General features: G+C 60.8%; 11 protein-coding genes and 1 pseudogene. All 12 read right to left on the minus strand.

Annotation, left to right across the window (positions count from 1 at the left end):
• Positions 1–332, minus strand: a 332-nt coding sequence (locus tag DBR24_RS31345; RefSeq protein ID WP_218278153.1) for an ABC transporter substrate-binding protein, incomplete at its 3' end; no start/stop codon positions are given.
• Complete coding sequence (locus DBR24_RS26480; protein ID WP_256591861.1) at positions 329–2,335, minus strand: class I tRNA ligase family protein; 2,007 nt, start codon at positions 2,333–2,335, stop codon at positions 329–331. The genes DBR24_RS26480 and DBR24_RS31345, both read right to left, overlap by 4 nt.
• A 12-nt stretch (positions 2,336–2,347) precedes the next feature.
• Positions 2,348–3,418, minus strand: coding sequence for an FAD-binding oxidoreductase (locus DBR24_RS26485; protein ID WP_128616185.1), 1,071 nt, complete (start codon positions 3,416–3,418; stop codon positions 2,348–2,350).
• Positions 3,402–4,721, minus strand: coding sequence for a lysine N(6)-hydroxylase/L-ornithine N(5)-oxygenase family protein (locus tag DBR24_RS26490; RefSeq protein WP_128616186.1), 1,320 nt, complete (start codon positions 4,719–4,721; stop codon positions 3,402–3,404). Before DBR24_RS26490 ends, DBR24_RS26485 begins: the two co-directional genes overlap by 17 nt.
• A gap of 108 nt (positions 4,722–4,829) precedes the next feature.
• Positions 4,830–5,795 carry a hypothetical protein gene (locus DBR24_RS26495; RefSeq protein ID WP_128616187.1) on the minus strand — a complete coding sequence of 322 codons (966 nt, stop codon included), beginning with the start codon at positions 5,793–5,795 and terminating at the stop codon, positions 4,830–4,832.
• Positions 5,796–5,839: 44 nt separating this feature from the next.
• Positions 5,840–6,541, minus strand: a pseudogene (locus DBR24_RS26500) (SDR family oxidoreductase); the annotation flags it as partial.
• Positions 6,542–6,592: 51 nt separating this feature from the next.
• Entirely contained in the window at positions 6,593–7,288 is a 696-nt protein-coding gene (locus tag DBR24_RS26505) for an SDR family oxidoreductase (protein WP_256591862.1), read from the minus strand.
• Positions 7,289–7,290: 2 nt separating this feature from the next.
• The gene (locus DBR24_RS26510; RefSeq protein WP_128616190.1) at positions 7,291–8,025 is read right to left on the minus strand and encodes an HAD family hydrolase; all 735 of its coding nucleotides are present in this window, start codon (positions 8,023–8,025) and stop codon (positions 7,291–7,293) included.
• Positions 8,026–8,040: 15 nt separating this feature from the next.
• Positions 8,041–9,063 (minus strand): homocitrate synthase, encoded by a 1,023-nt coding sequence (locus DBR24_RS26515; RefSeq protein WP_128616191.1) that lies wholly within the window; start codon positions 9,061–9,063, stop codon positions 8,041–8,043.
• On the minus strand, positions 9,060–9,440 hold the full coding sequence (locus DBR24_RS26520) for an L-rhamnose mutarotase (RefSeq protein ID WP_128616192.1): 381 nt from the start codon (positions 9,438–9,440) through the stop codon (positions 9,060–9,062). The genes DBR24_RS26515 and DBR24_RS26520 overlap by 4 nt, the downstream gene beginning before the upstream one ends.
• Positions 9,441–9,454: 14 nt before the next feature.
• Positions 9,455–10,366 (minus strand): dihydrodipicolinate synthase family protein, encoded by a 912-nt coding sequence (locus DBR24_RS26525; protein WP_128616193.1) that lies wholly within the window; start codon positions 10,364–10,366, stop codon positions 9,455–9,457.
• Between the two features lie 643 nt (positions 10,367–11,009).
• Positions 11,010–11,489 (minus strand): TetR/AcrR family transcriptional regulator (locus DBR24_RS26530; RefSeq protein WP_256591863.1); only part of this gene is annotated, 480 nt, incomplete at its 5' end.

The following is an 11,489-nucleotide window of genomic DNA, read 5'->3' on the forward strand; positions in this document are numbered from 1 at the left end:
TCGCTGGCGCACAGGCGGAATGCCCCCACGCTCTGGCACAGATCAGCGGCAGTGGCTGCCGGCAGCAGCAATGGAACCCCGGCGGCGCGGTAAAGCGCCCCCGCCGCCCGGGCACATTCGCTGTTGAAATGGCCGATGACCACCTCGGCACCGGCGGCCAACAGACGATGTGCCGCATCGACCGCAGCAACCGGATCGGCCGCATCGTCCGCCCACACCAATGGCAGCGCACTACCCTGCGCCGCCCGGCGCAACCACTCGCCGTAGGCCGCACGCGGCCCGGTGAGCGGGCCGACGATACCGACCGGCCGTGGTGCAATGACGCGGCTCATCCAGTCTGGCCCGGCATCAGTCGCGCCAAGGCTTCTGCCGACAATCGCGGCAGTTCAAGCCGTAGATGCAGCGCCGGCGCATGGCCTGCGGCGAAGAATGCACTCGCCTGCTGTGGATCGCACTCGCGCTCGGCCAGATTGAGCAGGTCAGTCAATTGCTCGCTGAGGCCCGGCATCAACGGATAGGTGGCATAGGCCAGCCAACGTGCGGTCAGCGCCTGCAATGCCAACGACGTGCGGGCATGGTTGGACAGCGGTTGCCCGGGTGCACTCAGCAGATAATCCTGCGCGGCACTGAAACGCGAGACCCGGTCGATGACCTGCGCGACCTGCTCGGCCATCCGCAGTGGCGAAAAGGTCGACGTCGAGGCTGCTTGCCGGTAGCCCTCGATCCATTGGCGCAGCTCGTCATGGTAGTTTTTCTGGTCGCTCAGCCAGGCACCAGGCTCGGGGATCTTGCCGCCGTGCTCGGCCAAGCGTGCTTGCAGACGCTGCATCCAGGCACTCAGTTTTTCCGGGAACAACTCATTGATCCGGGCGCAGATCCGGGCCACGGTGAAATTGCTGCGCATGCCTTCAGGACGGGTGAGCATCAAGGCCATGCGCGCGTAGTCGCTGCCGGTTTCGGCGAGAAAATCCTTGCCCCAGATGAGGTGGCGCCGGCTGGTGGAAAACTTGCTGCCGTCGAGGTCCAGCAGTTCGTTGACCACATGGTGGCGCGGTGGCGTCAGGCCCAGCGCCAGATAGACCGCCGGGAACAACAGCGTGTGGTAGTAAGCGTTGTCGAAGCCATAGCAGTGGACGATGTCCATGCTGCCCGAATAGCAATGGGCCGCTCTGGCGAAGCGATCGGCACCGGCGACCGGCAGATCACTGGCTCCCCAAAGATACCCGAAGGCCATTTCGAACCAGACGTACATCACCTGATCCTGCATCGACGGCAAGCGGTGGCGAATGCCCCAGTCACTGCGATGGCTGATGCAGATATCCGGCAGCCCCTGGGTCAACATGGTGTGACAGAGCTGATAGACGTGCGCCGGCATGTTCGCTGTCTGCACGTACTTGGACAGATCGTCAGCAAAGGCACTCAGGCGGAAAAACAAGCGTGTCTCAATGCGCAACTGTGGCTGACGACCGTCGCGTTTGACCCGTGGCTGGGTCAGGTCGGTGCATTGGTTCGGCTGGCCGCAGGCTTCGCAGGCATTACCGTCGCTGCTTTCGCCACAGTGCGGGCAGCCGCCGTTGAGAAAGGCTTCGTGCAGCGCATTGCCTTGGTCATCGACGAACACCGGGGTGTCCTTGGCGTAAATCAGGCCCTGATCGTGCAGGCGCTGCAAGTAATGATGCGCAAAATCGGCGTATTCGCCTTGGTTGTCCGGTGTGATGAACAGGTCCATGTCGATGCCAAAGCCCTGCCAGGTCTCGCGAATCGCCTGGGCATAATGGTCGGCGCAGGCCTTGGGCGAGGTGTTTTCCTTGGCTGCGCACGTCAGCACGTACGTCTGATTGTCGTCACGGCCACTGCCATAAAAGACCTTGGCGCCGCTGTTGCTCAACACGCGCTTGAGCACATCGCCGGCGATGTAGGGCCCCGACAGGTGGCCCAGATGCAAATCCCCGTTGGGCGTGGGCGGCGTGGAAAAAATCAGAGTGTCCACAGGCGGCTCCGCTTCGCTCGGTTGCAACTGTCCCGCGTCCCAATACAGCGAGTGAAAGTGCAGCGGCTGGCGATCACTCAGGTTGCGGATGGTGTGCGACTCGAATCGCGCGCAATGCACCGCATCGCCGGCGTTGACCTCAAGGGTTTCCTGCGCGGTCCGGACCAGACCGTGCCCTTCGGTGAAGATGAACAGTTCATCTTCGAAATGGTTGTGCGGCTGGCTTTCCTGGCCCGGGGCCAATGTGCAGCCCATCAGATTGAGCGCGGTTCCCGGCAACTCGACGACGCGCGAATCAACGTTGTAGAAACGCTTGGCCGGGGAAAACATATTGATTTTTTTCATTGTGCTGTCTCTCTATCCCTGAGTAATGGCGTCGGCCAGTTGCATGGCGACGTAAGGGGCCATCTTGAAACCACCGCCACTGAAGCCGGAGGCCACCAGTACGCCGCCTGGCAGGCCGGGTTGCTCGCCAATCAATCCGATCGGTTGTTCGCTGTAGCAGTCGCTGTGACATAACGCGCCGGCCACCGACGCCGTCTGCAACCAGGGGAACCGGGATTGGCCCTGCTCGCGGGTCAATTGCGCGTGACGCTGGTCCAGCGCCGCATAGCCCTGACTGGCCGGCACTCGCTGCCCGGTGGGGTAACCGACATAGAAGCCCCCGGTCAGCGGGCACCAGCGCCCGTTGAGCTGGTGGGTGTCGTCGATGAAACAGGGCGCCGTCGGCAGCGCGGCCGCGCCCTTGAAGCGGGTGACCTGGATGTGCTGGTTCCAGAGGCCGAACGAATGACCGAACTGGCGGATGAGAAACTCGCTGGTGCCATTGCCCATCGCAACGATGACCCGGGTCGCATCGTAGTTGCCATTGGAGGTCAGTACACCGACAGCCCGCCGGCTCGCAGCGTCGACGCGGATCGCCTGAACCTGCACCGCATCGTGGTACACGCCGCCCTGCTCGATGGCCGAGCGCACCAGATAGTGCAGCGTTGGCCTGGCTTCCATATAGCCCGACCGGGGTTCGAACAAGGCCTGCCCGGCGGCGATCGGCAAGTCCGGATAGCGCTTTGCCAGGGCCGCAGCATCGAGCAGTTGCGCTTCAATGTCTTCCTGCTCGAGCCAGCCTTGCATTTGCGCCAGGGCATGCGGCTCGGCGAAGTGCAGATAACCGGTCTGCGCAAAGGGCACCTGGCTTTGGGAGTCCTGTGCCAGACGCCGGTAAAAGTGGTAACCCTGCGCTGCAGCACGGGTCGCCTGCAACGAGGCGTGCGCCACCCGCACGATGCAACCGGACGCCCCTGTCACGCCGCTGCCCAGTTGCCTGTCATCAAGCAACAGACAGCGCTGGCCGGCCTGGCTCAGGACCTGGAAGCACGTCGCCCCGATGATGCCGGCACCGACGATGATCACATCAAATGGCTTGCTCATAGTGCCTCCGCTTCAGCGCGACTTTGAGGTCGTCAACGATCTCTCCGGCCCGAATGGCCATGTTGGAAATCAGCGTGGCGCTCAGCCCATGGGAATCTTCGGCAACGCCGGTGGAGTACAGCAGCGGCGCGGCGTCGCCCTGAAAGGCCAGGCGGTAATGACGCGAAACGCGGGTCATGCCCTCATCGCGGATCAACCGGGCCGCCAGTGCCGGGCTCAACACGCTGGCAATGCTGCGTGGCCGAAACCCCGTGGCGCACACCAGGTAATCGCAAGCGAGAGTCTGCACCTCGTTACTCATCTGCCGGGCAAACGTCACCTGCACCTGCGTGTCCTGGACCTGCGCCGACTGCAGCCGGCTCATGCGTTCGAGCACCAGGCGCTGCTGACCGCTGACCTCATCGTCATACCAGTTGCGGTAGAGCTTTTCGATCAGCGCCATGTCCACCGCGGAGTAATTGGTGGATGCGTGCGTGCGCAGAATATGTTTGCGTACATGCGGCGCGGCCGCATGGAAATCATCGACCACGTCGGCATTGAAGATTTCGTTGACGAACGGGCTGTCATCGGCCGGCGTGTAACCGTAGCGCGCCATGATCGCCGTCACGCGCATTGCCGGATGCGTCTCCAGCAGATATTCCACCGCTTCAGCCGCGCTCTGCCCTCCGCCCACCACAACGCAGTGGCCGTCGGGTTTCAGCGGTGTGTCTTGCAGGTGCGCCAGCAAATGATGAACGTGGGTGATGCGCTCACCGGCCTGAACGTTACCCGGCAACTGTGGCTCAAGGCCCAGCGAATGCACCAGCGAACGCGCGAGTAGCGAAGTCGTGGTGTCGCCGACCTGCATCTCGACCCTGAACAACGGTGAACCGTCGCCGTCCACACCACCTTCACTGATATTGACCACCCGGTGGCCGTAGAACACCTGATCGCTGAACTCTGCCGCGCACCAGCTCAGGTAATCGTGGAACTCCAGGCGCCCCGGAAAGAAGTCTTTTTTATTCGAGAATGCAGCGATGCGCCCCTTGGTGTGCAAGTAATTGACGAAGGTGAAATGGCTGCGCGGATTGCGAAAACTGGCAAGATCCTTGAGAAAGGACACCTGCATGGTCGCGTTCTTGAACAGCATGCCCTTGTGCCAACCGAAGCCGGGCGCACTGTCGACGAAAGCGACCTCCAGTTCTGGGGCCATTTCCAGCAAGGCAATGGCGAGCGAAATGTTCGAGGGGCCGAAACCGATGCCCACCACGTCATGGATTTTTTGCTTGCAAGGGCTTCTGGTCAAATCGGTTGCAAAACTCATGTGAACTCCCTTTCTACAGAATTTCAGGCTGAGCGAGGCCGCAGGAAGGTCATCGCACGACGACAGCCCCTGGGCGTTTTTTATAGGTATTGCCGGTTCGGCTAAGCGTTACTCGAACTCAAAGGCACCCTGGCGGTTGAGCGCCTGAAGCCTGGCGATGTCTTCGTCGAGCGCGGCGGCGTCAGGATTGCGTAAAAACACCGTACAGCCGTAAGTGGTGCCGTCGGTGGTCATCGCCACGTGCTGCCCCAGCAACGGCTCGGCGAAGTAGTGACTGAAACTCGCCAGCGCACGGACTTCGCGATCGAAGCGCAGGGCCTTGATGCGCCCTGGGCGGGTAATCAGAAACGAGTAATCCGCCACCGCCGCTGCCGGCGACCGGGTTGCCTGCCGATGCCCCGGCCATTGTTGCCACACCTCCTCCTGGCTGGGCCAGCCACCCAGACGGCACAGCTCTGGCAAGGGGGTGCTCGCCAGGCGTGGCGACAGCTTGACCAGGCGCGGGCCGGCGGGTGTGATCAGTACTTCGGCGTGCAACGGCCCGTGCACCATACCCAATTGACTGGCCAGCGTTGCCAGGCGCGGTACCAGCTCGACGGGTAATGCCGCCAGGCTCAGGCTGGTGACGGCGGTGAGGTGCCGTCGCCCGTCCAGGTCCTGGGTGTGGCAGCGCCAGACATCACTGACCTCGAACCGGCCAGCGTCGAACACACCGTTGATGAATACCGGGTAACCCTGTTCGTGCACATGAATCTGGAACGGCCCCGGCGACTCGCGCAACAGTGCAGCCGCCTCGCTGGCACTGATGCCCTCGCCCCACACCAGCACCGCCGAGCCCCGCGAGCACGGCGACACTGCCGGGCGCACCACCCAGCCGCGCCCGTCGTCGGCCGGCAACTGATTGAGTGAAGCCAGTTGCCGTCCATCGAACGCCAGATCCGGGGCCAGGCTGCTGACCGCCAGATGCTGCACGCATTTATCGTAGAACGCCGCCGGGTGGCAGTGCGCCGCAAAAAAGCCGGCGGCGATGTTGGCTGGCATCGTCTGCTGCAGTTGCGCGTCATCGACGGCCAAGCGAAAACCCGTCGCTGCCTGCCTGCGCGCTGGGGCCATGCGCATCATTGCAGGCTCTCTCGGGTCGGGCCGCGGAAATGCACCGCGTCGATGTGACAGCTGCGCGGCTGGGTCAGCACAAAGCGCATGGTTTCCCAGATCGAACGGCCGTTGAGCAACTTGCCGCGAGGGTCGACCGTTTCATCCAGCCCGGTCACTTCAAAATCCGGCGGATAGAACCCGGTAACGCGGATCTGCTCGCTGGCCAGATGATGCGCCATGTTCTGGCAAAAACCGCTCAGGCCATGCTTGGCGGCAAAGAACGCCGGGTGGGCGATGGACTGGGTGAATTGCGGGACGCCACAGACCGACACCATTGCCATGATGTCAGCGGCATCCGAGCGCCGCAGGCTCGGTAACAGCGCCCGGGTCAGGGTGATCGAGCCGGTCAGGCCGGAGTTGATGGTCGAGGTGATTTCTTCGTCGCTGTCAGCCTCGCCCAGCATCCCTTCGAGCCACTGCGCCGCACTGAGCACGAGGATGTCGATCGGACGCTCGTCTGCCTGCAGGCTCTGGGCGAAGGCGCGTACCGATGCCGCGTCGGCGATATCACACTGGTAGGCGCGGGCAGAACCGCCCTCGCCCTGAATGATCTCGCACGTTGCCTGAGCGCTGGCCAACTGGCGCGCACACAAATCGACATGAGCACCTTCACGCGCCAGCCAGACCGACACGGCCTGGCCGAAATCGCGACCGCCACCGGTTACAACAACCCGTTTTTTGTCAGCATGATCTACGTACCTGTAAGAAGCCGGCCGTCAGAGGCCTGGATGCGGAACCGTGCAGCTGCCGGAAATGTTCTTCCGATACAGATGCTCGACGATGTAATCGGCCGCATGTTCTGCCCAGTTTTCTGGCGAGATGTATTGCTCGTGTTCATCCGGCAGACACATGGACAGCATCTGGGTGTTCACCCCATTGCCCGGATCGAGGGCAACGGCGCCCACCCCTTCGGGCAAGTCGGCGATGAGCGAGCCGATCAGCCCTTCGACCGCGAATTTGCTGGCACAGTACGGGCCCAGGCCCCAGGAGGCCGAGCGTCCCCAACCCGAACTGATGGCGATAAACAGACCCTGCCGGCGGTCGAGCATCGCAGGCAGGAACGCGTGCAGGGTATTCACCACGCCGAGCACATTGACGTCCATTACGCGCTGCCAGTCCTCCACGGCGATTTCCCATGCCGGCTTGCGCTCGGTGATCACGCCGGCGTTGCAGACAACGATGTCCACCGGGCCTTCGCGACCGACCGCGTGGGCGAACTGCTGCATCTCGCCTGGCTCGGTGACCGACGCGTTGAACAGCACCGGATTGCCCTGTGCGCCGGTTGTTGCGTCAACGGCCAACTGGCATCCGTAGACCTGATGCCCGCGCGAAGCCAGCGCATGACTCAGGGCTTTGCCCAACCCTCGACTGACGCCAGTGATGGCGATCCTTAGCGGTTTGCGGGTGTTCATATTCAATAATCCTCCTTGACTGTCTGACAGGCTGCACCGAAATGCACAACCGGGTTGTCCGGCCGCAGATCAGGCACCTCAACCGCACAATGACCCGCAGGCCATCGGGCACTCAGGGTAGAACGGTCAACCAGGGCATGACCGCTGACAAAGATGAAAGGCACTTTGCAGGCGATGGCGGCCTCGGCATCAGCAATCGCGTCGCCGAGAAACACTGCCTGCGCTGCCGCGCAATCATGCTGTTCGAGCAAGGCGTTGATCGCGGCCATCTTGGCGGTCGGCGAACCGATAATGCGCGCCATGTAGCGATCAATCCCACTGACACCCAACGCCTCGGTAATTTCCTCTTCCTTGCCGCCGCTCACTACGAAACAGGTCACGCCCTGCTCTTGCAGCAACGCCAGTAACTGCGGTGCTCCGGCGACCACCGCAGAACAGCGGTAATGGCTGCGCAAGTAGTCTTCATAACGTGCAATGCTCGCCGCCACGAAGTCTCTGGCGGCCGGCCCGCGAGGGGCGATCAGGCGCTCGAACGCCTCGAAGTGCCAGTGTCGCGCACGCCCGAAGTTGAGCCTGAAGCTTTCCTTGCAGCGGTCGCGCAGCGCCTGCGGATAATGCGCCAGCGCATGATCGACAGCCGCCAGCTTCACGCCATTGGAGTCGAGCAATACGCCGTCGCAATCGAAGAACACCAGCTTCTTGCCCGCCATCACATCGCCAAGCTTGAACGTGGTCATAAGCCTGTCCTGTGCTCACGTGTATTGGTTGAGAATGTTCAGATCGAATTTGTGCGAGCCGACATGCCCGGCAATCCTGCCGATGATGTCGTTGCGTTCGAGGCACGTCAGTGGCGCGCCTTCGAACAGTTTCTGCGCGTAAGTCGGATGAACATTGTGGCGCGCCTGGCAGCGATAGGTCGGTGAATACCCCCAGTTCGCCACCGCTCGCAACGGCTCGATATGCTCGGCCAGAAAACGCTCGCAGGCGTCCATCGCGTGCGCTTCAGACTTGAGCAGTGCCAGGGTCTCGGTAGGCGCGTTCCCTGCACCCCGGCCCAAACCGGCGAAGGTGCCGTCGGCAAACCTGGCCCCTGCCCCGAGCGCTGCGTGCGTGTTCGCCACGGCCAGCCCGTAGTTGTCATGGGCGTGAAAGCCCAGTGGCAAGGCCGTCATCTCTGCCGCCTGCCGGAACAAGCGGTGAACCTGATCCGGCAACAGGCGCCCGAAACTGTCGGCAAAATACAGCGCGGCAATCGGCTCGCCGTCGAGACGGCGCAGGATCCGCGCCAGCTCATCCGCCGGCAACTCACCGATCTGCATCAGATTGAGCATCACTTCCAGTCCATGCCCGGCCAGCGCCTGCGCCAGCGCCAGACTCGCTTGCACCTCATTGCTCTTGGCGGCGATGCGCAAAATATCAATGCGGAACGGTGTGCGCCTAACGGCCGCCACTATCAGCCGGGCAGCCGCCTGTGGCGATTGTCCGACGATTTGCCCGGCGTCGATCATCACCGTCACTTTCATCGAGCCGGGGTTTATCAGTTCGCGTTGCTGCGCCGTCAAAGACTCGGGCAACGCCTTGTAAGAACCGGTATATGAAGTAGTGGCACCCGGATCGAGGTTCAGGTAACCCAGTTCGACGATGTCCACGCCGGTGGCCAGGCAAGTACCGAAGTACTGCCGGGCCATGGCATCGGAAAACCGCCAGTCGGTCTGGAACCCGCCGTCACGGAAGGGGCAATCCATTAACGCGAATGACTGTCTCCGATCGGTCATTTTTGGTTGCCTGCCGTATCGACGGTCCAGTCGTAGACCTGCTCCAGACGCCACCAGTTGAGTTCGGTGTCGTTACCGGCAATGCGCTTCAACAGCGGATTCTGTTCGCCGTGCATCTGGTCATCCCATGCCTGCACCGCCGGGTGGAAAGACAAGGCATGGCTGAAGTCACGCAGCGGGTCGAATTGCTCGTGGGCTTCAACCTGCATGAACAGTGTGTTCGGCGGCAACAGGTAAATCGACATGCGTTGCAGACCAATTTCGCGAAGTACACCGTGGTCGCCGGCAATTTGCTCCGGCACTTGACGATGCAACTTCTTATACAACTCAACGGCTTCTTTACTGGTCAACTGAATAGAAAAACCAAAACGCTTCATGAGTAACTTCCTTATTACTGGGTGACGAATTCAAGTAATTGGTCATAAACCTTTTCGACTTCGCGAAGGGTTTCCGGGTCCATGCTGAAATCCACTGGTGGGCGGATCAATGTGTTACTCATCAATCGACGACGTTTTAGCAGGTGCTTCGACAACTGCAAGTAACAGTCGATACTGGCCATCATATGGCACATCAAATAGGACAGCGGGTAGCCGATGGCTCTGGCGAGTTTGTCATCGCCAACTTTCAATGCGTTCCACAGCGCCACGGTGATTTCGGCGATTTCCGTGGCCGGAATCACGCCCGCCAGCCCGCGTTGATAGGTGTCGACGAGCATCATGCCGCCGTCACCTTCGAAAATACGTGCCTGACCCGCAGTCGCGTCACGCAGCAGCGACACTTTCGGGGCGGTTGGCGCAGACTCCGGCTTGAACTGCACTTTTTGCGGGCCGAAGGTCTCGAGCAAACGCGCCTGAACCGCGATCGACATCGGCCGTTTGGCCAGCGACTTGGCATGATGCACCAGCACCGGAATGCGCACGCTTTCGATCACATTGGCGAAATACACATACATCTGTTCGTCATCGAGCGCCCACATTGACGGGTGCATGACCAGCAGTGCATCACAACCCGCCTGCTCGGCCTGGCAAGAGTATTCCACGGCCTGGGCGATACTTTCACCCCCCGTGCTCATGATTGCCAGGCCCTTATCACCGGTTTGTTCAGCGATCAATTCTGCGAGTTTGAAACGCTCGCCGGCCGTCAGGCGCGAGACCTCGGAAATCTGCCCGATGACTACGCCGTCGCACCCCGTGTGCAAGATGTGTTCGATTTGCAGACGCAGGGCCGAAGTGTCCAGAGAAAGGTCAGTGTTGTAGGGAAGAATGGCGACCGGTAGGACACCTTGGATGGGAGCTTTCGTCATGCCTGATATTCCTTATCAAAGTTCGACGCAAAAGACTAAGAGAGCAACTAAATTGTCCTGCCACCTTTAACAACGAGGCTATCGACCAAATATTTACTGCAACAAAGCGCTCGATTAACGAAGCGGTTAGTTTAACTATTCGGTACAAAATCGAGCATTAAAGCCCGCGGCATCGACATCGTGATTTCCACACTTTTCATACAACTTAGTGAACTTCGAAGTCGCGGCGAAGTTAATGGCGAGCAGGATTATTGTCCAATCTGTAGTTATTTCAAATTATTACATTACGCAGAAGCACAAAATCTCATTTTCGCTAAAAAACAAATATTTCTTTTTATTTCCAATATGTAACTAAATTTGTTTCCGCACTCGCCCAATAATGTTCGCGCGCGCTCATACTTCGCCCGCCGAATAAACTCCAGAACTTTCGTTAAAACAATCACCCCTCGGGGTGCAGCAGCGCAATTGCTCTATCGACTCACCCACAGTCGTACTCGGCAGTGACGGCCGTCAGGCAAATGAGCGAAGGGTTTGGCGAAGGGCCGACAGACTTGTCAGCCTGATGACGGAGGTCAGGGAAGTGTTTTCTCTCTCGAGTGACCTTGCGTCACATCGAGAGGATCGGTTCTGGCAGTACCGCCCGTTAGCGGTCGGGATCGACACGAACCCCTTGCAACATCAACTCCAGTGTCTGCAGTGACTGGGTCAGGCGTTCCGTCCCCTCTTCGGCCCTCGCAATCCACAGCGAAGCCTCGGTCAGCGCACCGTAAACCAGGCGTGCCAACGCCTCCGCGTCCAACTCGCGCACCACGCCCTTGAGTTGCAAGCGTCGCAGAATGTCGCGCATCGAGGCGATGCAATGCTGTTGCTCTTCCACCGACACCGCCCCGAGCACGGCGGGCGCTTCCTGTAAGACGATGCGCTGAATATCTTTTTCCTGGGCCATTTGCAGAAACGCCCGGCAGCGTCCCCAAAAACCTTCCCATTGATCGGGCGCGGCATCGGAAATCGCCGAGAGGCGCGCCTCCATCTCGGCGTCGATCTGCTCCACCACCGCCGCCAGCAAGCCTTTTTTGTCACCGAAGTGGTGATAAAGCGCCCCCCGCGTCAGTCCGGCTCCGGC

The organism is Pseudomonas sp. HMWF006, assembly GCF_003061205.1.
Lineage (GTDB): Bacteria > Pseudomonadota > Gammaproteobacteria > Pseudomonadales > Pseudomonadaceae > Aquipseudomonas > Aquipseudomonas monsensis.

Coding starts and splice junctions, on each gene's coding strand:
- DBR24_RS26490 (WP_128616186.1), bottom strand. CDS start 4,721: ATGAGTTTTGCAACCGATTTGACCAGAAGCCCTTGCAAGCAAAAAATC.
- DBR24_RS26485 (WP_128616185.1), bottom strand. CDS start 3,418: ATGAGCAAGCCATTTGATGTGATCATCGTCGGTGCCGGCATCATCGGG.
- DBR24_RS26505 (WP_256591862.1), bottom strand. CDS start 7,288: ATGAACACCCGCAAACCGCTAAGGATCGCCATCACTGGCGTCAGTCGA.
- DBR24_RS26480 (WP_256591861.1), bottom strand. CDS start 2,335: ATGAAAAAAATCAATATGTTTTCCCCGGCCAAGCGTTTCTACAACGTT.
- DBR24_RS26515 (WP_128616191.1), bottom strand. CDS start 9,063: ATGACCGATCGGAGACAGTCATTCGCGTTAATGGATTGCCCCTTCCGT.
- DBR24_RS26510 (WP_128616190.1), bottom strand. CDS start 8,025: ATGACCACGTTCAAGCTTGGCGATGTGATGGCGGGCAAGAAGCTGGTG.
- DBR24_RS26520 (WP_128616192.1), bottom strand. CDS start 9,440: ATGAAGCGTTTTGGTTTTTCTATTCAGTTGACCAGTAAAGAAGCCGTT.
- DBR24_RS26525 (WP_128616193.1), bottom strand. CDS start 10,366: ATGACGAAAGCTCCCATCCAAGGTGTCCTACCGGTCGCCATTCTTCCC.